This window comes from Pseudomonas sp. F220 (assembly GCF_057813935.1).
The window spans coordinates 23,260-45,782 of sequence record NZ_JBVASJ010000040.1; the positions used below are offsets into that span (position 1 = coordinate 23,260).

11 protein-coding genes and 1 pseudogene are annotated in these 22,523 nt (G+C 57.3%); 3 read left to right on the top strand and 9 right to left on the bottom strand.

Annotated elements, in window-relative coordinates; all coding sequences use genetic code 11:
• Window positions 1-16: 16 nt before the first annotated feature.
• Window positions 17-1,411 (bottom strand): MFS transporter, encoded by a 1,395-nt coding sequence (locus tag ACZYSM_RS24850; RefSeq protein ID WP_489075605.1) that lies wholly within the window; start codon window positions 1,409-1,411, stop codon window positions 17-19.
• 832 nt (window positions 1,412-2,243) lie between these two features.
• On the opposite strand from ACZYSM_RS24850, the gene ACZYSM_RS24855 reads away from it, so the two are divergent.
• From ACZYSM_RS24855 to ACZYSM_RS24865, 3 genes are all read left to right on the top strand, one after another.
• A complete protein-coding gene (locus ACZYSM_RS24855; RefSeq protein WP_489075623.1) occupies window positions 2,244-3,497 on the top strand; it encodes an OprD family porin in 1,254 nt (417 codons plus the stop codon).
• Window positions 3,498-3,664: 167 nt separating this feature from the next.
• Window positions 3,665-4,492: an NAD-dependent epimerase/dehydratase family protein gene (locus tag ACZYSM_RS24860; RefSeq protein ID WP_489075607.1), complete on the top strand. Its 828-nt coding sequence runs from the start codon at window positions 3,665-3,667 to the stop codon at window positions 4,490-4,492.
• 49 nt (window positions 4,493-4,541) lie between these two features.
• A complete protein-coding gene (locus ACZYSM_RS24865; RefSeq protein ID WP_489075609.1) occupies window positions 4,542-5,429 on the top strand; it encodes an SMP-30/gluconolactonase/LRE family protein in 888 nt (295 codons plus the stop codon).
• A 375-nt stretch (window positions 5,430-5,804) separates the two neighbouring features.
• Here the strand turns inward: ACZYSM_RS24865 and ACZYSM_RS24870 are convergent, their stop codons facing one another.
• From ACZYSM_RS24870 to ACZYSM_RS24905, 8 genes and pseudogenes are all read right to left on the bottom strand, one after another.
• A complete protein-coding gene (locus tag ACZYSM_RS24870; protein ID WP_489075611.1) occupies window positions 5,805-6,704 on the bottom strand; it encodes a hypothetical protein in 900 nt (299 codons plus the stop codon).
• A complete protein-coding gene (locus ACZYSM_RS24875) occupies window positions 6,701-7,396 on the bottom strand; it encodes a hypothetical protein (protein WP_489075613.1) in 696 nt (231 codons plus the stop codon). The genes ACZYSM_RS24870 and ACZYSM_RS24875 overlap by 4 nt, the downstream gene beginning before the upstream one ends.
• Before the next feature lie 205 nt (window positions 7,397-7,601).
• Entirely contained in the window at window positions 7,602-7,994 is a 393-nt protein-coding gene (locus tag ACZYSM_RS24880; RefSeq protein ID WP_489075625.1) for a DUF2846 domain-containing protein, read from the bottom strand.
• Window positions 7,995-8,495: 501 nt separating this feature from the next.
• On the bottom strand, window positions 8,496-8,705 hold the full coding sequence (locus ACZYSM_RS24885; RefSeq protein ID WP_489075615.1) for a hypothetical protein: 210 nt from the start codon (window positions 8,703-8,705) through the stop codon (window positions 8,496-8,498).
• A 122-nt stretch (window positions 8,706-8,827) separates the two neighbouring features.
• Entirely contained in the window at window positions 8,828-9,541 is a 714-nt protein-coding gene (locus tag ACZYSM_RS24890) for a transposase (protein ID WP_489075617.1), read from the bottom strand.
• Between the two features lie 84 nt (window positions 9,542-9,625).
• Window positions 9,626-9,880: a MafI family immunity protein gene (locus ACZYSM_RS24895; protein ID WP_489075619.1), complete on the bottom strand. Its 255-nt coding sequence runs from the start codon at window positions 9,878-9,880 to the stop codon at window positions 9,626-9,628.
• A gap of 5 nt (window positions 9,881-9,885) precedes the next feature.
• Entirely contained in the window at window positions 9,886-20,244 is a 10,359-nt protein-coding gene (locus tag ACZYSM_RS24900) for a two-partner secretion domain-containing protein (protein ID WP_489075621.1), read from the bottom strand.
• Between the two features lie 25 nt (window positions 20,245-20,269).
• Window positions 20,270-21,974, bottom strand: a pseudogene (locus ACZYSM_RS24905) (ShlB/FhaC/HecB family hemolysin secretion/activation protein).
• Between the last annotated feature and the right edge of the window lie 549 nt (window positions 21,975-22,523).

Sequence of the window (22,523 nt, forward strand, 5' to 3'; positions counted from 1 at the left end):
TGGTCGTACCAGCCGCTTACAGATCGGTGATTTCCTTATGGCGTGGCACCAGCGCCTTCATCACGCCCCACGCCACCAGGTAGGCCAGTGCACAGAGGGTAAACATGATCATGTAGCCGGTACGGATATCGCCGATCATTTTGTAGTGGTCGAACACCCAGCCGCCGATCTTGGTCAGCACTACGCCGCCCAAGCCGCCCGCCATACCACCAATGCCGACCACAGAAGCGACGGCTTTTTGCGGAAACATGTCGGACACGGTAGTGAAGATATTGGCCGACCAAGCCTGATGCGCCGACGCGCCAATGCCAATCAGCACTACCGGCACCCAGAAACTGATGTAACCGAATGGTTGCGCCAGCAGCACCAGCAGCGGGAAGAGGGCTATCACCAGCATGGCTTTCATACGGCCGTCATACGGCGCGTCGCCGCGTGACATGAAATAGCTGGGGAACCAGCCGCCACCTATGCTGCCCACCATGGTCATGCTGTACAACACGGCCAGTGGCACCACGATGGCCGCGCCCTTCATGCCGTACTGCTCCGACAGGTAAGTCGGAAGCCAGAACAGGAAGAACCACCACACTCCATCGGTCATGAACTTGCCGAAGGTGAAGGCCCAAGTCTGGCGGTATTTCAGCAACTGGAACCACGATACTTTTTTGACGTCGACGGCCGACGCCACTGTGCTAACGGGCTGATCGCTGCGGATGTAGTCCAACTCCTGCGCCGACAGGCGCTTTTGCTGCTCCGGTTTTTTGTACAGCGCAATCCATACGCCCATCCAAATGAAGCCCAACAGGCCGATCACGATGAAAGCCGCTTGCCAGCCCCACATGCCGGCGATCAGCGGCACACAAATCGGCGCCAGGATCGCGCCCACATTGGCGCCGGAATTGAAGATACCAGTGGCGAAGGAGCGCTCCTTCTTCGGGAAATATTCGGCGGTGACCTTGATCGCGGTCGGGAAATTGCCCGATTCGCCTACCGCCAGCACAGCACGCGACAGCATGAAGCCGGCGATCGAGACCGGGATGGCGACAATGCCAAACGCGCCGCACACGGCGGCGATGCCCTCGCCCATCGGCACCGAAAAGGCGTGCATCATCGCGCCGCTCGACCAGATGCAGATCGCCACTACAAAGCCGGCCTTGGTACCGATCTTGTCGACTACGCGGCCGGCGAACAGCATGGAAATCGCGTACACGAACTGGAAGGCGGCGGCGATGTTGGCGTAATCGGTATTACTCCAGCCGAATTGCGTCGACAGATCCGGCGCCAACAGACTGAGCACTTGGCGGTCCAGGTAATTGACGGTGGTGGCAAAAAACAACAGTGCGCAGATAGTCCAGCGATATTTGCCGACGGCCTGGCCAACGCGTTGCGGGTTAATGGACTCGTTCAGATTCATGGCATCACTTTATTGTTGGATTGTGGTGATGATCTCTCGGTTTCCACCGAGATCAATTGGGCCGTAGGCCATTGCCCAAACGCGATAAGTCCACGGCGAGGCAAGTCAGATTCCGGCGCGGCTCCCGATCAACTTATTGGAGGCGTACGTTCGCCATGCCCAGCGGCTGGAGTTGGCCTTGTAGCAAGTGCGATCAGGTGCCAGGTGGGGCAGTCGCATACAACGGGCCCGACAGTGCGGACGGGCAGGCCGTCAAGGTCGAACCATAAGGGGAGGCATTCAGGGACGTGAGTAAGCAGATTGAATTCATGCGGGGCCGACACTCTTTTTTATTTTTAGGGTTGAAGAGTCGAGATGTTATCTGTCGTCGTACAACTATCCGTTTTATATCCAGTTCGACCCCAGGCTGTCAATCGGAAAAATAACCGTTCTTCTCGACAAAGACCGCCCGCCCACATTCTAGCCTCGCACAAGCATTGCTGACCGGGGCCGTCACCTTTTGATTTTTCGGGTGTTGACAGCGGGGTAGGGATGTTTTGATAATCAAGCAATGTTGTACGACAACATATGTCTTAAATAAAAATAAAAACAGGACCTTTCATGACGAATCCCCCACCTCAACCCCCTTCCTCTCACCGGCGCCAAAGCGGTCTTTCGCTCCGTATAGCGTTGACTCCATCGCAATCGATTTCGTGAATCACTTCGCACGCTAATTCAGGCACGACTCAACGCCCGTGCAGGTCGCAGTCGTGGCTACACACCGCTTTGCGCTTACAGAAGGCCATTCATGGCCCAAACGGAAGGCGCTTGTTTAACAAGGAGCACAACAACAATGACAATCCGCAATGCTCGACTCACCACTTCGCTCGCGGCGGCAGGCTTGGTCTTTGCCCTCCCGCAGATGTGTAGCGCTGAAGGCTTTCTCGATGATGCCCAAGCCAACCTGAATCTGCGTAATGCCTACTTCAACCGAGACTTCACCAACCCGGCTCATGCGCAAAGCACCGCCGCGGAATGGACGCAGAGTTTCATTCTTAATGCCCGCTCAGGCTTTACATCCGGGACAGTCGGTTTCGGGATGGACGTTCTGGGTCTGTATTCGGTCAAGCTGGACGGCGGAAAAGGCACCGGCGGTACGCAACTGCTGCCCTTGGACCACGACGGCGAGCCTGCTGATAACTTCGGTCGCCTGGGTGTGGCCGCGAAGGCAAAGTTTTCCAGTACTGAACTGAAAACTGGCGAATGGATGCCTGTCCTGCCAATCCTGCGCGCCGACGATGGTCGCTCGCTGCCACAAACCTTTCGCGGCACACAGATCACTTCAAAAGAGATCGAGGGACTGACGCTGTACGGCGGTCAGTTTCGCGGCAATAGCCCGCGCAACGACTCCAGCATGGGGGATATGTATCTAAACAATGCGCCCAAGTTTACCTCTGACCGCTTCAACTTCGGCGGCGGTGAATACCAGTTCAACGACAAGCACACTCAGGTGGGCGTCTGGTACTCGCAACTGACAGATATCTATCAGCAACAATTTTTCAACCTGGTGCACACCCAGCCGTTGGGCGACTGGACGCTCGGCGCCAACACGGGCTACTTCACCGGCAAGGAAGATGGCAGCGAGCGGGCGGGAAAGCTGGACAACAAAACCATTTTTGCCCTGCTGTCGGCGAAAGTCGGAGGCAACACATTTTATGTTGGCCTACAAAAATTGACCGGGGATAACGCCTGGATGCGAGTCAATGGCACCAGCGGCGGCACACTGGCCAACGACAGCTACAACTCCAGCTACGACAACGCTAAGGAGCGCTCGTGGCAGCTACGCCATGATTTTAATTTCGCGGCGGTCGGCGTCCCTGGCTTGACGTTGATGAACCGCTATATCAGTGGCGACAATGTTCACGCCGCAAGCAGGGATGATGGCAAGGAATGGGGTCGGGAATCAGAGCTGGCGTACACCGTGCAGAGCGGAACACTCAAGGACCTCAACGTGAGATGGCGTAACTCGACCATCCGCAGCAACTTCACTATCAACGGATTTGATGAAAATCGTGTCTTTATCAGCTATCCAATTTCCCTGCTCTAAGCGGCAGACGCCGGGATCAGAATGATGAAACCTCGGCTGTGAACTACCGGCGGCCGAGACGTCCTCCTCCCAAGGCGCGTTGACAGCGGTGAAAAAGGCTGTCGATAATCAGCCATGTTGTACGACAACCCATAACAAGCATAAGAGCACGAGAGAGCGAACCCTAAATGACTACAGCAAAGACTGCGCATCAACCTTTCAATCGCCTTCTGTTAACAGGCGCTGCCGGAGGACTCGGCAAGGTGCTTCGCCAACGTCTGCGCCCTTTCAGCAGGATTGTGCGTCTCTCCGACATCACTGAAATGGCGCCAGCCCTGGACGAGAGCGAAGAGGTCCAGCCATGTGATCTTGCCGACAAACAAGCCGTTGACCAATTAGTCGAGGGCGTTGATGCCATCCTGCATTTTGGCGGCGTTTCGGTGGAGCGATCCTTCGAAGAAATACTCGGTGCCAACATCTGTGGCGTGTTCCATATCTACGAAGCAGCACGTCGCCACAATGTAAAACGAGTGATTTTCGCCAGTTCCAATCATGTTATTGGCTTCCACAAACAGGACCAGCGGCTGGACGCACACTCCCCGCGCCGCCCTGACAGCTACTACGGCCTGTCCAAGTCTTACGGCGAAGACATGGCCAGCTTCTATTTCGACCGCTACGGCATTGAAACCGTCAGCATCCGTATTGGCTCTTCGTTCAGCGAACCGAAAAACCGCAGAATGATGAGTACCTGGTTAAGTTTCGGTGATCTTACGCAACTGCTGGAGTGCGCGCTGTACACGCCGAACGTAGGCCATACGGTGGTCTACGGCGTTTCCGACAACCAAAACGTCTGGTGGGACAATCGCTACGCAGCGCATCTGAATTTCAAAGGCCAGGACAGCTCCGAGGTCTTTCGTGATCAGATCGAGGCTCAGCCCATGCCGGCTGCAGATGATCCCAACATGATTTATCAGGGCGGCGCCTTCGTGACGTCAGGACCGTTCGGAGACGACTGAGGCCATTGCAAAAGACTGCCTATAAAAACAACACATCACTGGAACGGCCATGGATGTTGAACTGATTCTCGACGCACGCAATGCCACTGGCGAAAGCCCCGTCTGGAATAGTCAGGAACAAGCGCTGTACTGGGTCGATATCCCAGCCAGACGCTTGTATCGCTGGGACCCGGAAAAACGTTGCAGCCAAAGCTGGGAAGCGCCGGAGATGCTCGCGTGTATTGCCGCCAGCGCCGATGGCAGCTGGATTGCCGGAATGGAAAGTGGCTTGTTTCGACTGAGCGCCAGCCTGGACGGCAATCTGCAAAGCACTCGACTGATCGGCGTAAACCACGCCCTGCCCGGCATGCGCTTCAATGACGGTCGCTGCGACCGCCAAGGGCGTTTTTGGGCCGGCACCATGCAAGTCGACATGACCTCCAGTGCAACTGCCGGTGCGTTGTATCGCTATGACGGCGGACAAAATGTCGCACTCGCCCCCCGGCTTGACGGCCTCATTGTCCCCAACGGCCTGGCGTTCAGCCCCGACGGCAAGCTGATGTATCTATCCGACTCCCATCCGTCGGTACAGCTCATCTGGGCCTTCGATTACGACATCGACAGCGGCACTCCGTATAACCGTCGCGTTTTCGTCGACATGAACCGGTATCCAGGCCGACCGGACGGTGCGGCCATCGACGCCGAGGGTTGTTATTGGATATGCGCAAACGATGCGGGGTTGATTCATCGTTTTACCCCCCAAGGCCACCTGGAGCGCTCCATCGCCCTGCCGGTGAAAAAACCGGCCATGTGCGCCTTCGGTGGCAGCAACCTGGAAACCCTATTCGTCACCTCAATCCGCCCGAGCGGAGATCTGAGTGATCAGCCACTAGCAGGCAGCGTTTTCGCTATCCAGCCCGGCATCAGTGGCTTGGCAGAGACCTTGTTCGCCGGATAGAGCCTCGGGAGTGCCTGACTGACAGTCTTGGCGTCTACCTACATAACCCAATCAAAAAAAGAAGCCCGGACAATGTCCTAATGCCGATCAGTTAAGCGCAATCCCTGTGGGAGCGGGCTTGCTCGCGAAGAGGGAGTGTCAGTCGACATTAATGTTTACTGACACACCGCCATCGCGAGCAAGCCCGCTCCCACAAGGTATTGCGGCGTTCCAATCCTTAACTGACTAGCATTGGGACAATGTCCGGGCTTTTTTGTTGAATCACTGCGGCGCTTTATTTAGAGAACAATCGGTGTCCCTTTTTCCTTTAAGGGAAACACCCTGCCGTGAAAAAAGGATCAAACAGAGGGGAGACCCATTTCTTTGTTTATGCCCTCACGGTGAAAGGCGATGGGTCGTCCCGTTCTCGAACGGCACCGGTACCGACTTGATCGCGCCGTCCAGGTTGCGGTAGCGGTGGTATACGCCCGAGGCAGGCAACAATCGCCCGCGTTCGACCACTCGATGGCCATCGAGCACGTAGCGTACTGTCTGCTCCTCGTCGCCAGAGCCACTGTCGGCAGCGTTCAGGTCCTGCGAAAGTACGCGCATGGCTTCGTCGATGCATTGCTCCAGTTGCCCGTTCACCTTGGCCAGCTCCAGGTGCCCGTCGTCGATGCACTGCGCGCCACAGCTGCGAAACGACTTCCCGACCACGTCAATCCGCCGCTGATAGAGCACCGAACCGGCGATGTCCTGGACCTGTACCCGGTTGACCAGAACAAAGCTGCTCCGGTCCGCGCTCAGCACCAGTTGCGGCTCGATCAACAACCGACCGCTGACCTGCCCCTGCGCCGCCGGAAGGCCCGCTGCCTGGCTGGTCTGCCGATAACGCCGTAGCAAAACATCCTCCAGATCCTGATCGACGAGCAGGGCAACCATCGGCCGGGCGTCATTCTGCGCACTCAGGCGGGCATCGCGCTCCAGCGCACCAGTGCCGGTGCGGGTGTTGATAACGCTGGCCATCAGTAAGCCAACCACACCACCTGCGGTGACCGCGCTGCGGGTTACATTGTCGCTGGTCTGCATAGCGTTCTGCGCTGTCTTGGTATCAATCACCATCGATGCGGTGACAAAACCCTCAGTCGGTAATTGCACCTCGACTCTCACCCCGTGGGCATTGATATAAGACAGGGCTGATGGATTGTTGAAGCTGGGCTCAGGCACCTGATGCTGGGCGCACGCCCCCAGCAACAAGCCACCGGCTATGAGCAGGACACAACCCAGCCCCTTCATTGCGCGAACGGGATGATTACGAGTTGGCGACTGCTGTCCACTGCCTGGTAGAACGCGTTAGACAAGTTGTTGTAGTTGGGTTGGTCCCATTCGCCCTGAGCTGGCTGAACGGCGGCGAACGGCTTGTACCACAGTAAGTGATTGTCACGCAGGTCGACCACCACACCGATGCCGCCGACTTGCGGTGTGGGAACGCTGGTAGGCACCACACTGTAATAGCTACGAAACGCACCGCTCGCCGTGTAGGAAATCAACAACAGGCGATCCACGTCGAACTTCGCTTGCAACGGCGTCAGGTCCCGGCCAAAAAAGCCTTCACGAAACTTGGTTTCCTTGTATTGCTTGAGGTCGACCACCTCGTCCACCCGCTTGGCCTTGTACCCCTTGGCCAGCAGCTTGGCGACAATTTCGTCGGGAATAGTCGCGGTGTCGTGCAGTTTCCAGGTGCTGATCTGGGTGCTGAGTTTACTGTTGACGCCCTTGTTAATGGCCAGATCGAGCAGTCCTTGGTTGCCAATCAGCGCTAATTCCGAGGGGGGCAAGGTGGTCATGGCAACGCCAATGGTCTGGTTCTTGTCACCCCAAAACTGTGAGTCGAGTTCGATGGGCTTCTGGACTGTAGACGCACAGCCAATCAAGCCGGAGCATACGAACAGCAAGGCAATATAGTTTCGGAAAACACGGAACAACATGGGCAAATCCTTTTGAAGGATGAAGGTCAATTTTCACAATGGACACACCTCTTGTGAGGGCGTCCGCATAATATGGACAGATTGGAAAACAGGGGGCAGAAGACGTTTTCCAAGTCCGGCAACTGGGAAGGTCAGAACCAGCTCCAACTCCTTTTTCAGCAGACGTTACGAAGTAGACTGAGATGCGTTACCGACAATCAGAGACTTACTTACTCTCTTTAGCGACCGTGCCGAGCGCTGCGTCCTTCACCAGATAACGGCCTTCCACATCACTCAGCACTTTCAGGCTATTGCGCGCCATCACCACACCCACTTCCACTTCCTGCTTGAGGTAAATGACCTCACCCGCCTTGGCCGTGACGGTCACATCCGCCCAGTTTTCAGCTTTGGAACTGATCACGTGCTGCCCTGGCGACACATAGAAGTAAATGTATTGGTTACCACGGTTGTAACCCATTTCCGACTCCGCCTCTTTATCATCAAGGAAGACATTAAAACGCACCATCATCCCGGCATTACTGGGGCGAACAACGTACACCAGCCCTTTATCCGCAACAGCTGGCTTGGGTAGCGAGTACTGCGCGACCTCGGCTTGCATTTTTTCCATCGATGGGACCGACGCGCAGCCATAAAGCAGCGCGATCGAGAGAACAGCAACAGTCTTGTAGAGGGTCTTGTTCATGTGAATAGTCCTTATTGGGTTGTGGATTTCTTTGTTATCGGCCAATCAGTCCGGGGGATGAACAAATTGGGCCAAGATCACTGTAAGTCAGTTGGATAGATGACCCATGTTATCAAGCAACAAACCAATCTCTTGAAGTAAACCGACTACAAGATCATGGCCTGCACCGATCCGCGACTAAATCTCGAACACGGCTATCCCGTTACATATTTCATTTAAATCCGTATTCAATAGTAAATAGGGGACACCCACGGCTTCGCCTACCCATCAAAAGAATCGTGGTCTGTCCCCCTATTTCCTACTATTTCCTATTTCGTTGACGCAGGACCGGCTAATGGGTGCCCCCTATTTCGGCCCCCTATTTCTCGAAACAACACCGGCACGAGGCCGGTGTCTGTGGAACAAAGTCATCGCAGATCAGTTGGGTAGATGATCCATATTATCAAGCAACGAACCAATCCCTTGAAGCAAACCGGCTACAAACTCACGATCTGCACCGATCCGCGTCTCAAATTCGAACACATCTACCCCATTACATATTTCATTTAAAGCTGCGTTCAAGACCAAAAGCTCATCTCGGCTAAAGCTAACATTCGCCAAATCGCGCGAAGAGTCAATCATCTCCACAGTAACTACCTCAAACTATCAAAGTAAGCTTGCCCATTCACAGGGCGGAAAGCAGTGCCGCCATCGACTGCTTTAGAAAAAACAGGAAAAAACAGGAAAAAACAGGGGACAGACCACGTTTTCTAAAGCAGAGGTTCAACGTCGAAATCAGCAGCTTTCTTAGGCCGCCCCGACTTACCTCTTCCCACCCGCCGCCCCAGCGCCCCCTCTACCTCCGAAGCAAATTTGGTCCCCCCAAGAACGTAATTACCGTTAGTAGACGCTCGAATCTGATCAACCAAACCTGAATCAAGTTGATGTTTGAAAAGCCCGCGATAGGCTTCAGAACTCAGCGTACCCACATTACCCAGAGCGCTGTACTGGGCATGAGGCGTGATGAGTCTTGACTGCTCACCCTGACCATCCACTCGATAACTCGACCAGCGATATTCAGCAGGATGCTCCACGAGCCCTGCTCTGACCGGGTTCATCTCGATGTAGCGATAACAAGCCAATACGTAACGGTCCTCCTGCACCAGGCAGGAGCGGAAGCGGCCTTCCCATAATGTTCCACTGCGCTGGTACGTACGATTGATGTATTGAACATACCGCTGACCAAGCCCCTTCATCAGCAAGCTCGCGCCAGTTGAATGACTAGGTGTCAGAAGCAGGTGGACATGATTGGTCATCAGACACCACGCATGGATCTCGCAATTATGCTTTCTTGCCTGCTCAGCCAAATGCTCCAAATAAAAAAGGTAATCCTCCTCAGAATAAAAACAGGCCGAACGGTTCTTCCCTCGCTGAATCAGATGCAGAGGGACTCCTGGCATCAGTACGCGTGCTCTACGCGGCATATGGAAACTCCTTTTCCAGTTTATGACGTTTGAACCCTAGCTAAAAATTTAGAAACCGTGGTCTGCCCCCTATTTCTCCCTTTTTTATTTCTTCAACCCCAACAAATGCTTAAATGGACCTTCATCTAAATCAAGTCCAATATCTAGAATTAGTCGAACAGCCTCATTGTATTCTTCGTCCGTGATAGAAATATCATATTCGCAAATATGATCGCACAAAATCTCAAAGGCCAGGCTCTCTTCGTTATACGCAACATAATCCAAGGCTCCTTGGAGAAGGTCGGGATCTAATCGACCTTCAAACTTTCTTCCGAACTTAATGATACGATCTGCGAACATAAATTCTACTTAATAGGCTTGTAGGGTGGAATAGGAGCATCATCAGGAAAGGCAGTAATAACCTTTCCTGTAGCCGGTTGATATACAACTCGCATTCGCACACCATCACGAGTTTCATAAGCAACCCATTTAGCAGCATCTCCTTTAGCTGTATAAGCCCCACCGATTCCAGTTTGCGCGTACCACTTAGTGCTCGGAGATGTCGTGATATCGCCAATCGCGCCAACAATCTTATCTCCTGACCAACTTTCAGGAAAGACTGTCTTTCCTTCCTGTCCTGGCCACATATGTCCACCGCTACCTGGCTTATCGCCGTACAAAATATGTTGCTTTGCTTCAGGAGAAAGAATGTCAACGTAGTCCTTTCCAAGACCTTTTGCACCGGCAGCCTTCCCAACCCCAAAGAGTATAGCCGACCACTTCGCAAAGCTCCCCGCCGTTTCGGGCTCGACATCAATACCAAACTGCCCTGCAAAATCAGTAGCAGCTTGCGCAGCTCCCAACGCTAGCCCAGTTTCTACAAGACGTAGCTGAGTGGTTTGGTTCATCAACTGAGCAGTTGCCAGTACCCGCTTCATCTCCTCCGGAATACCATCGGATACACGAGCTTGAGAAATGAGCTCGTGCGTCTTGTTGTAATCCGCTACCAAATCCTGAAATGCTGCTTTACACCCGCTTGGATCAGCGTCGCAAAACGACTTCAGCCGTTTCTCGTTGGCATCATTCAAATCTGCGTATTTGTTTCTAACCTGATCACAGGTATTGGTGGCGGCACAGGTTCTGGACTCGTCTATTAAGCCCTCAACCTCTTTGTGGTTTAGGTAGTTGTTAACCGTTGCCTGCTGCGCCACCCATCCTGCTACTTGCTGATCCTTGTCACTGCCGCCAGCCGCAGCCGCAACCGTCATACCCAGCAGCTGAGAGGTCATGGCCAGCACTTGCTCATGAGCTTCGCCAGGGAATATCTTGTCCCCCACCAGTTGGATCAGCGCTTTGTTTGCTCCAGCCGCCAGTGCCGACGTGGTGAAGTCTCCGCCTGCCGCCTCACCGATCAGCCCCCCCACGATGGCATGAACCGCGACCCTGGTCGGTAAGCCGCTGCCCAGCAAGTGATCACCAACCTTGTCATAGATCGCACCACTGAGCATATCGGCGGCCAAACCCACCGCCGCCTGGCTCAGGTTGTCTTTGAACTTCCCTCCATTGACGACCGTCTTCAACGCGGAGTTGACCGCCAAACGAACACCGATGTTCGCATTCCCAATACCGCCACTTACCCCTGCCACCACATAGTTTTTCAGGCTGTCGCTAGAGGTAACATCTTTAACAACGGCGCCCAGGTTGCCCTTGTTGTTGATCGTGCTGATTGCTACACCGCTGGCGGCTGACGTGAGAACAGCCGTGGCGGCGACATTGCCCCAGCCCGCTGCAGTGAACGTCGCGCCCGCAGCTAAGGCCTGGGAGGTGGTCGCCGCCGCCATCGCAGTGCCGCTACCAGCAGTAGCACTAGCCGTAGTCCCCACCGCAGCACTCCCCGCACCTGCCGTCAGCACCGTCACAATAATAATGATCGCCAGCATCGCCCCCTGGCCGAGGCTAGAGTTGCTGTACTTGAAGGAGTCATGCATCTCCTTCACTTGCCGCCAATCCACATCCCCGCGCTTCTCGGCGTCCTTGAGCCAAGCCAGTTGTGGGTCGGCCTGCACCATGGCGTCGATGGTTTGGCTGACGGTTTTTTGGTTGATCTGTTTGATGTCGATTTTCAGGCCATCGACGGCCTTGATTGCCAGTTGTCCTTGAGCCACCAGTTCGCTCTGGCGCAGGGTTTCGTCGGTGTTGCCCTTGCCCTTGGCGCTGTTCCAGGCCAGGTCACTGCTGCTTTTCTCGTGGCTTTCCTGATGCAGGTCCTTGACCGCCTCAAAGGTCACCTCGCCGCCGCTGATGATGGTCAGATCCTTGCCACTCTCCAACTTGGCAACCTGATACCGCTGATCCCCGCCACTGACCAGTGTCAGGTCCCCCCCGGTCCTGATCTCACTCCCGACATTGGTGACCTGCGTCACCTCATCACGCTGGGTTTCCTTACTGCCCCAACTGCCTTTTTTCTTCATGTCGTACAGCGAGTAATCGCTGTCTTGGGCGGCCAGCAGTTCGATGTTGTTTCCAGCGACCAGGTAGGCTTCATCGCCCGCGCTGACACGGCTGGAGATCAGCGTCAGGTCCTTGCCGGCACTCAGCACAACGTTGCCACCGGCCGTCAGGTTGGTAGATACCTGACTGACATGGTCTTCCTGACTCGTCACCTTCTTGCTCTTGCTGTACGAGTGCTGTTCATCCGCCGCCGAGGCCAGGGTCAGGTTTTCGGTGGCGGCCATGGCGATGTCGCGTTTGGCGTCGATCTGGCTGGCGATGGCGGTGAGGTCACGGCCGGCGTTGATCGTCAGGTCGCGGCCGGCGTCGACGCTGGAGCCGCTTTGGGTGATGGTTTGATCGCGGTGGTTGGTGCCGCGCGCGTTGCTGACAACCTGCTCGGCGGAGGTGATGTTGACGTCTCGACCGGCGTTGATCGTGGTGTCGGCGCCGCTTTTCAGGACACCGCCGCTGTTGTTGACGTCGCGGCCGGCGTTGAGGGTCAGGTTGTTGGCCGCTTCGATACGAGCGGCGTTGTCGACGAAGTCACGTTGCTCGCTTTTGTAGCCGGTGCTGCTTTGGTGGGTGGTGACGGTGCGTTCGTTGATCACATCGCCATTGATGGCGGTCAGGCTCACATCGCGCCCGGCGATGATGCCGCCGGCCTTGTTGATCAGGTTGTTACCTGCCAACAGATCCAGACGATTACCGGCCTCTACCAAGCCGCTGTTGACCAGGTCGTTGCCGGCGGCGGCAGACAGGTTATTGCTGGCGCGCAGAGTGCCGACATTGTTCAGGTCCTTGCCGGCGATCAGGGTGACATTGCTGCCCTGGATCAGCGCGCCATTGGCGGCCAGGCGATTGTTGGCGTTGGCCAGGTACAGCACGGGTACCAGCAGTTGCTCGCCATTGACCTCGGCATTTTCCATCCAGACGATGTCATGGGTCAGGGCCGCGACTTGTTCGGAGGTGAGCGTCACGCCGAGCGCCAGGTTGAGTGTGTCCTGGCTGGCGATGGCGTTGTTCATCAGGTACTTGAACAGCGCTTCGTCCGAGGTCTGGCCATCGATGAAGCGCTGGCCGGTACGGGCGACTACCGCCTGCTGAATCAGCTTCTGTTCGTAGAAACCGTCACCCAGGCGCTTGGCACTTTCGTCGGGGTTGTAGCCCAGGTTCGCCAGCAGGTAGTCCGAGCTCATGAACTGCTTGAGGTCGGTCAGCACCGGGTTGGTTTCGATCAGGTATTTCTGGGGTTTGGACTGGCCACTACTGGCCGGTAAACCCTGGACACGGTTGACCGTAAAGGCCGTGGAGCGGCCGGGCAATACAGCGGCCGATGGGTCTGCGTCTGGAGTGCTGGCATTGATTGCGCTGGCATCAACGCCACCGTTGACGACCTGACGATCAGCTGGACTTAGATCAACGGCACTGGCAGAAGCCTGAGCGATGCTGCCCAGCTGAATGTCCCGCGCCTGGCCGGTAGGGAGTGGTTGCTGGCGCTGCGCCGGTGTGAGGCTCGCGCTGCCCATGGTCCAGCTTTGCGGGCCGCTGGCGACGGGTGTGCTGCTGCCTTGCCCGCTCAGGCGAAACAAGCCGTTCTGGCCGGTGGGCAGGCTGAAGCCGGGGAGTGCCAGCGGGTTGACTTGCTGCTGCGCGAGATCCGGTGGCAGCTGTTGGTTAAGCGTGATGCGGGTCGAGTACTGGCTCCCTGAGGAACCGGTGCCAGTTGTTGGACCACTGCTGACGTAGTTGAAACCGGGGCGTACGACACTGTTGTCGACGTTGTTCTGGGTGTTGATGTTGACCGCACCGGCCGCCTGAATCACGGCGGCGTAGCTTTGGTCGCTGGAAGCGATTTTTTCGGTCTTGCGAAACTGGGTCAGCTCCCTTTCGGTCATGCCAATAAAGCGGCTCATCCCCGCCTCAAGACCACCCAGGTCATTGGCGTTGTAGCCGCTGCTTTGATACCAGTACTTGTCAGTAAAGGCGCCGGCGGCGCTGTACCAGCGCGCCGCATTCCTAGTGCGCTCGGACATGAAAGTGCGCGAGGTTTCGGTTTCTCCAGTCTCGATGCCGCTGTTTGTCAGGTTGGCGAGCACCGCGGTCAGACTGCCGCCGGTGGCGATGGTGCTGCTTTGGTTGAGCAAATCCCCACCGTTGATGCTCAGGTTTCCGCCCGCCGTGATGCTGGAAGCGGCGCTGGCAGCGGTGACCTCAAATTTATCGCGCTGGAGTATTTTCCAGACGTGGTTTTCCTTGCCGCCGCCGCAATCACCCGCGTTGTACCCTTCGATGCATTGCATCTCGGTAATTGATGCGGTGTAGATGCCCTGATTGTTGGTGGTCAGCACCGCACGGATATTCTGAACCGTGCTCGCCGCCAGGCTCATGCTGCCGTCGCTCTGAATCGATGCAGAACTGTTGACGATGCTGCTGGCCAAGCTTCCTTGCCCATCACGGTCGATGCTGAGATTGCCCAGGCTGTAGATATTGGCGTAGCTGTTGTTCAGGGCATTGACCCGAAGGCTCATGTCGCCGCCGCTGAAGATCAGTCCGTGATCGTTGACCAGTGAGCCGGTGGTGACGGTCAGTTGCTGTCCGCTGCCCAGCGTCCCGAGGTTATTGATCCCGCCTGCGGTCAGATTCAGGTTGGCGGCCGAGGTCAGGCGACCGACGTTGGTCAGCTGACCACCGACGTTGATCGTGGTGTCACCGCCACCGGCGATGCTGGAGACGTTATTCAGGTTCAGTTGCGCGGCGCTTAGGCCGAGCGTACCCAGGCTGCTGACCCGACCATTGCCCCAGTAAGTGCCGCCCAGATTCAGACTAAAGCTGCCGTCACTGGCGATCAGGCCATCGTTGTACCAATTGCCACCGCTGCCGACGAAACTGTCGGAGGCCAGCAGTTGGCCATCGGCGGTCTGGCTGAAGTGGTTGACGTTGACGTTCAGGCGCCCGGCCTGGATCACGCTGCTGTTGGCCCAGCTGTCGGCGTTGAGGGTCAGGCCGCCGCGGGTGACGATGCTGCCACCGGCGCCGGTGACGTTGGCCGTGGAGATGTCGAAGGTGCCGTTGCCGACGTGCAACAGACTGCCACCACCATTGAGGAAGCTGCCGACACCCAGGCTCAGGTCGATGTTGGCGCTTTCCAGGGTGCCGTTACGGTTGTCGAACAGGCCGCCGATCTGGAAGTCGGTTTTTCCGCTGGTGCCCAGAGCGCGCAGTTGACCGTTCTGGTTGTCGAGGCTGGCGGCCTTGATCGCGAGGGTGGTGTCGCTCTCGATGATGCCCAATCGGTTGTTCAGGGCACCGGTGAGATTAAGATCGATTTGGTTGCCGGCGATCTGGCCGCCGCTGTTGTCGACGTTGTTGCCGGTGACTTTGACCTGGCCCTTAGCGTAGAGGCCGCCGTTGCGGTTGTCGAAGTTCGTGGTAGTGATGATCGCATCGCCGGTTTGTGCAGAGATGCGCCCACCATAGTTATCGATGCCCGTCAGCGCGGTCAGGTTCAGGCGCTGGGCCTGAGTGATGCCGCCCTGGCGGTTGTTGTTCAGGTCGTAACCGTTTTTCAGCACCCCGGTCAGCTGGGCAGTGAATGCACCTTGCAGGCTGGAGAGCACACCACCCCGGTTGTCGAGGTTGCCAGCGCTGATGGACAGGTCACCGGATTTGGCCAGAATTCGACCGTTCTGGCTGTCGATATCACCGTCGACCGTGAGGCTCAGGTTGCCCTGGCTTTGTAGCGTGCCCTTGGCATTCGCGAGGCTGGCGGCGTGTACGTGCAGATCACCGTTCTGACTGTAAATCAGACCGTCGCCGCTGTTTTGCACAGCCCCGCCGGTGGTGAGGGTCAGTTGATTGTTGGCCGCGACCGTACCGCGATTGCGGTTATCCAGGCCACCGGTGAGCAACGTCATCAACCCTTGACTGGCGAGTTGGCCGCCCTGGTTGTTGATCTGTGTCGAGCGCTGAACAACCAGAGGGCCGGCGCTGGAAAGCTTGCCGTTGGTGTTGGTCAGGGCGCCGAGCAGGTCCAGGGTGACTGCGCCGTTGCCCACCAGAGTGCCGTTGCTGTTGTCCAGCGTGGTACCGATGAAGCTCAGGGCTTGTTGCGCGTTGATGGTGCCGCTGGCATTACCCAGGGTCATTGCCTGCATGGCCAGGGTTGCACCGCTGTCGATCAACCCGCCCTGGGCGTTGTTCAGCAGGCCGCTGAGCGTCAGGGTCTGATCGCTGCCGCTGGAGAGGATGCCGCCGCTGCTGTTATCGAGACTCGCTGCAGTGACAGTCAGGGCCTTCTGGCTGACCAGCGCGCCTGCGCCACTGTTGAGAATGGCGCCGCTGACATTCACGTCCACATCGCCGTCGCGACTGGACAGCGTGCCTTTGTTACGGTTGTCCAGGCTCGCGGCATTCACCCTCAGCCCCTGCCAACCGGAGATCAGGCCGCCCTGGTTGAGCAGGCTATCGGCATTCACTGTCAGCAGGTTATTGCTGATCAGTTTGCCGGCGCTGTTGTCCAGGGTGCGGGCGCTCAGGTTGACGCTCTGGCTGCTGGAAATTTCACCGTTCTGGTTATTCAGGTCCCGCAGGTGGTTGATGCTTAGCGCGCCGTCAGTGGTGATCAAGCCGGCGCTGTTATTCAGGTCGCCGGTGGCCACTGCGAAGTCGATGGCAATGGCGCTGCCCAGCAGGGAACCATTCTGGTTGTTCAGACCGGCGCTGTTGATGTTCAGCGCGGTCGTGGCGTTGATCAGGCCCTGATGCTGGTTATTCAACTGACCGTCTATATTTAGGTCGAGGTTTGCGCGGCTGGTCAGGGTGCCGCCGCTGTTGTCCAGGCTGGCGGCCTGAACGTCGAGGGCCGCAGCGGCGATCAGGCCTTTGACGTTGGTCAGCGCCTGATGAAGGCGCAGGGTCAGACTTTGGTTGCTTAACAGTTTGCCGTTGCTGTTATCCAGGCTGTCGGCAGCCAGTGTGAAGACTTGGGTACTGGAGATTTCACCGCTCTGGTTGTTGATGCCATTGAGGTTATTGAGCATCAGCAACGGCGTGTTGATCAAACCGTTCTGGTTGTTCAATTGGCCGTGGTTCAGGTTCAGGTTCAGCGAGGTGTTGCTGAACAACTTGCCACCTTGCTGCTCAAGACCGGTAATGCTGGCGGTCAAGGCTTTGGCACTTCCGATGCTACCGGTGTCCTGGTTGGTCACTTGTGCGGCCGTGAGATCAAGGCTGTCGCCGCTGTTCAGGCGTCCGGCGTGACTGTTGTCAAAAGCACCAGTATTGACGACTACCGCACCTTTGCCGCTGATGCTGCCCTTGTTGCGGTTGTCGAGGCTGGCGCTCTTCAACTCGAGGCTGGCCTCAGTGACTATCTCGCCCCCTTGGTTGGCCACCGCACCTGCGCTGGTGAGCGTCAGCACACCCGCACTGGAAACGCGGCCCAAGGTGTTGGTCAGGCTGGCGGTCTTGATGCCGAGGGTACCCTCGGCGCTGAGCAGTCCCTGACTATTATCCAGGTCGCCCGAGAGATCGACATTGAGGTTTTGCTGGGTGATTAGTGAGCCGCCGCTGTTGTCGAAATCGCGGCCCGTCAGTGTCAGCCCGGCCTTACCCGAGAGCTGGCCTTTGGCGCGGTTGATCACGTGATCGACAGTCAAGGCCAGTGTGGCATCGGCGAACACCTGGCCACCGTCGCTGTTGTTCAGTGTGTTGCCGATCAGGCTCACGTCAGCCTTGCTCGACAGTTCGCCAGCGCGGTTGTCGACAGATCCCACCTTCAGCTGCAACGCGTTGGTCGCGCCGACCAGACCACCCTTGCGGTTGTCGAGGCTGGCGCCCGTCAGTTGGAGCCCGCCGGTTGCAATCAGTTGACCACCCTGATTGTTCAGGGTGGCAATGTTGGCCGTAACATCGGTTTTACCGGCGATTTGGCCGTTGCTGTTGTCGAGGTTGTAGGCGCTCAGTTGCACATCACCGTCAGCAATCAGGGTCCCGCGCTGGTTGACGAAGTTGCCATCCACGCTCACGCCCAGCGTGCCGTGGCTGCTGATCAGCCCGTCGGTGTTATCCAAGCTGGCGCTGTGGAGGTCGAGGGACTGGGCAGAGATCAGGCCTTTGACGCTGGCCAGCGCCTGATTGATGCGCAGGGTCAGTCCCTGGTTGCCGATTAGTTTGCCGTTGCTGTTGTCCAGGCTCTGAGCCACCAGGGTGAAGGCCTGGGCACCGGAAATCTCACCGTTCTGGTTGTTGACGTCCTTGAGGTTTTTCAACATCAACAGCGGAGCGTTGATCAAGCCGTTCTGATTGTTCAGCTGGCCTTGGTTGAGGTCCAGGCTCAGCGAGGTCTTGCTGAACAGTTCACCGCCGTGCTGATCGAAACCGGTCACGCTGGCGATCAGCGCCTTGTCGCTGGCGATACGGCTGGCAACACCGTTGCTAACCTGGGTCGCGGTCAAATCGAGGGTGGCGCTGCTGATCAAGCGAGCGCCCTGAGTGTTGTCGAACGTGCCAGTGGTGACGCGAGTCGCGCCCTTGCCGCTGATCGAACCGCTCTGGTTGATGAGCGCGGCGCGGGTGGTCAGCGACAGCGCGTTGGCACTTGTCACACTACCCGCAGTGTTATCCAGGCTGGCGGCGCTGAGATTCAATGTGCCTTCACTGCTGATCAGGCCTTTGATATTGCTCAGGGTCTGGTCCAGGCGAATGTCCAGACCTTGCTGCGTGACAACGCTGCCATCACGGTTGTCCAGGCTCTTGGCCTTCAAAGTCGTGTTGCCGGCGCTGGAGACTTCACCAGCGTGGTTATTCAAGTGGCCGAGGTCGGCGCTGAGGTTGCCATTGCTGCTGATCAAGCCTTGGCTGTTGAGCACCTGATCAGCTTTCAAGTCCAGCGTGGCGTGGCTCAGGACTCGACCTTTATTCTGGTTATTCAGCGTTCCGGCGGTGATCTTGGCGCTTTGCCGGGCGCTCAAAGTGCCGGCCTGGTTATTCAGGGTCTGCGTAGTGTTAATCGTCAGGTTGCGGCCGGCGATCACGCTCTTGCCGCTGTTGTTGAGGTTGTGTGCGCTAAGGCTGACGTCGCCGCTGGCGTTGCGACTGGTATCGGCGTTGACCCCGGCTTCGATGATGCCGTTGTTGGTCAACTGACCGCCGGCACTCAGGCTGATGCTGTCGCGAGCGGCGAAGGTTTGCTGGTTGGTCAGGTCACCTTGAGTTTGGACCTTGAGGGCGGTGCCGGCGTAGACCGGCCCCTGGGCGTCGAGGCTGGCGGCTTTAACATTCACCGCTCCGCTTGCCGAGGTTTCAGCCAAGCTCAGATGGCCGCTGGCATCGAGTTGAATATCGCCGCCACTGGCGATCATTTTTCCGGCCAGCTTCACCCCCACACCGGCTTCGGTGCCGACCAGTTTGATTGCCCCGGCGTACATACCACCCAGGGCCGAAGAGTCGATGGCCAGTTCCGGTTTGGCGCTGCCGTCATTGGCCCGAGCGGTGGCGTTGAGCGTTTGTGCATTGACGTCGTTACGACCAGCGACAATGGTCAGGTTTTTCGCCTGGATCTCGGCGTTGATTTTCGCCGAGCGAGTGATGATTTCGAAGCTGTCCACATTGTTCGCATTAAGCCCCGCTCCATCGATCGAGACGCTGCCCTGATCGACCTGATAACGGTCCAGTCGACCGTTATCCAACACCGGCTTGCCGGTGGTCAGGGTGACGCGCGGCGTGTTGATAAACCCGCAACCGTTGCAGCTGATGCCGTACGGGTTGGCGACGATCACCCGTGCCGACTGCCCCGCCACTTCGGTGTAACCACGCAACTGACTCGGGCTACCACCGTTGACTTCATTGAGGATGGTGTTGGCCGCGGTGCCCTTGAGGTTCGGGTTGCCGAGGATGATTCCGCCCAGCTGGGTCGCTTGGGTGCGGTGGGTGGCGTTGTTGAGGATGACCCCGTTGGCACCGACGTTGTAGTCGTGGAACTTGTTGTGCGAGAGACCGCTGGCGTTGGGTGCGGCGATGTTGACGATGGGGACGCCATTGCCCGCCTGGCCAAGGCTGGTGCCTGGCGCGCTGACCACAATGCCATCGGCCTGAGCCAGCAGCGGTTGCCAGAACATGGCGTTGGCCAGGATGAACGCCAGACCGCGTTTGGGCATACAGCAGAAATGCTCGCGGGAAATCAGGGCCGCAGAAGGCTGGCTGGCCAGGAAGGTCAGTTGACGAACATCCATATCAAAAATCTCAAAAAAGCGAAAATTAGAGGAAGAAGTCCAGACGGAAATAGATCGGCGCTTCGCGCTCGGTCAGCGCATCCGGTCGTTCCAGGGAATGGGCAAAGGTCACGCTGGTGGCCAGGTACTGACCGCGAGCAAACAACTCGATCGAGTTGCTGGACATCCGCCCATGCTGGTTGCCGTTGTAACGATCGCCACGAATCACGCCCCGGTCGTACCCCAGGCTGGTGCCGTATTCGGCGAACACCGGATGCATCCATTCCCAGGTCACTGGACGACTCCAGCGCAGGTCGTTGCGCCAGTAGCCACCGCTGTCGCCAGACAGTGACTGATCCTTGTAACCACGGATCGACGACTGCCCGCCGAGGCTGGTGCGCTGCGGGCTAAACAACACGTCTTCGCTGCGCTGACCGGTCATCAAACTGCTGAAGCTAAAAGACTCGCCCCACAGTTTGAACGGCAGTAGGTAACTGGCCGTGGCGGTGTATTTTCGGTAGCGCGCATCAGGTTCGCCGGGGCCGGGATGACCGTTGGACTGGGCGTCGAACGCGCCGATGCCGTTCTGCATACCGAGGTCGAGGTTGACGAACCCACTGCCGATCCGCCGCCCGTGGTTGATGCCGAACTGCGCTTCGCTGAGACGGTTACTGCTCAGGGCCAGCTTGCTGTCTTCAATGAAGTTGTTGGTGCGCAGGTAGGCCAGGCCAGCGCTGAGTGAGGTTTTGCTCAGGGCGTCACGGTGGATCACCCGCTCAGCACGCAGCTGATGGTTCTGGCTGTCGCCAGTCTGTTTGAAGTTGAACCCGTTGGCCTGCGCTTGCGAGCGGTAATCACTCTGGCTGTAGGTGTAACTGAAGTTCCACCAACCCCACGGCAGGTTGTAATAGAGCATGGCGTTGTTCGAGGTGTGCTGGTGATCGCTCACGGCATCGTGGCCACCGCGTAGCATCAGCTGATCGGCCAAGCCCAGCGGGCTGTCCCAGTCCAGTGTGGTGCCCCACTGCTGTTCGCCGGTGCTTTTCTGGCCATCGTTACTGCGCGACAAACCTACGCGCCAGGGTTTTTGCGGGGTGTTTTTGACCAGCACCTCGCTGCCGCCAACGGCCTTACCGGGAGCCAATTCCATCAGCGCCTGATTGGAGGGCAGACGGTTCAGTTGATCAACCAGTTGTTCGATTTCCCGCAGATTGACTAGCTCGCCGGTCTTACCCGGAAACGCCATGGCCAGCTCACGGTCGGACAGCTGACTGCCTTCAGCGCCTTTCAATCCTTCGAGCTTGCCCTCGACCACCAAAACCCTCAGGTGACCACTGGAAAGATCCTGCTGCGGCAGATAGGCGCGGCTGGTGACCAGGCCTTTCTCAATGTAGTGATCAGTGATGACCTTGAGCAGTTCGTTGAGCTGAGTAACGCCCAGACACTGGCCGATATGAGGTTTGAGCAAGCGCGCGCGCGGCGGCAGACAGGCTGTCGGCGCCCTTGAGTTCGATGTCTTGGATGGGGAAGCAGCGGGTATCGGTGGGTACGGTGAGCGTGGTGGGTACGGCCTCTTTGCCCGGTAGCTCTTTGAGCTCTTTGAGACGGCGGCGTTGCTCTTCGAGCAGTCGATCCTGGCGGTCGCGGATCAGCTCTTGCTCACCCGGGGTGGGGGCGGCGTTTGATGGACTTATCGTACTTAGACACAGTAAAACCAAGTACAACCTCGCCCTGAGCGCAGGTCTTAACATGTTCAATCCCTTGATACGACAAATTCAATCGAGAGACTAAACGGCCAAAGATTCACACTTCTATCAGGCGTTTCTGAGAGTGCGCGAGGAAGTTTCCGATCAAGTAAGCACTGGCACTAACAGGATATTGTCAAATATTGATATCGGATCACGACCGACTTTAGGGCTGAAGGGCTTTCACCTATTGCGGCAAGCTTCGGTTGGAGGATTGCTCCATCGAGCGGCAGATGAGGGCGCAATGCTAAATCGTGTTCCACCGAAGAACCCATAGGACGCGGTCCTACAGACCCAAGAAAAACTCTGCATTCGCGACAAACCGGGTCAAAACACCTTTTTCGTTCTAAGCAACTTGCCCGTCTGGACCTGCACCCCGAAAGAAGCTGCGGTCACGCACGAACAACAGGCGCGGCCTGCAATTTTTTGAATCGAGTAGGAGGCGGGGTCACCCCCGCCGTCCTCTCACACCACCGTACGTACGGTTCCGTATACGGCGGTTCAAGCTATGCGGCTAAGCCGGTTTATCGTATCCAGTATTGAGACCAGCCCCAG

Excerpts from the sequence above, each read along its gene's own strand:
- ACZYSM_RS24850 (WP_489075605.1), bottom strand. The coding sequence starts at position 1,411 with ATGAATCTGAACGAGTCCATTAACCCGCAACGCGTTGGCCAGGCCGTC.
- ACZYSM_RS24855 (WP_489075623.1), top strand. The coding sequence starts at position 2,244 with ATGACAATCCGCAATGCTCGACTCACCACTTCGCTCGCGGCGGCAGGC.
- ACZYSM_RS24860 (WP_489075607.1), top strand. The coding sequence starts at position 3,665 with ATGACTACAGCAAAGACTGCGCATCAACCTTTCAATCGCCTTCTGTTA.
- ACZYSM_RS24865 (WP_489075609.1), top strand. The coding sequence starts at position 4,542 with ATGGATGTTGAACTGATTCTCGACGCACGCAATGCCACTGGCGAAAGC.
- ACZYSM_RS24870 (WP_489075611.1), bottom strand. The coding sequence starts at position 6,704 with ATGAAGGGGCTGGGTTGTGTCCTGCTCATAGCCGGTGGCTTGTTGCTG.
- ACZYSM_RS24875 (WP_489075613.1), bottom strand. The coding sequence starts at position 7,396 with ATGTTGTTCCGTGTTTTCCGAAACTATATTGCCTTGCTGTTCGTATGC.
- ACZYSM_RS24880 (WP_489075625.1), bottom strand. The coding sequence starts at position 7,994 with ATGCAAGCCGAGGTCGCGCAGTACTCGCTACCCAAGCCAGCTGTTGCG.
- ACZYSM_RS24890 (WP_489075617.1), bottom strand. The coding sequence starts at position 9,541 with ATGCCGCGTAGAGCACGCGTACTGATGCCAGGAGTCCCTCTGCATCTG.
- ACZYSM_RS24895 (WP_489075619.1), bottom strand. The coding sequence starts at position 9,880 with ATGTTCGCAGATCGTATCATTAAGTTCGGAAGAAAGTTTGAAGGTCGA.
- ACZYSM_RS24900 (WP_489075621.1), bottom strand. The coding sequence starts at position 20,244 with ATGGATGTTCGTCAACTGACCTTCCTGGCCAGCCAGCCTTCTGCGGCC.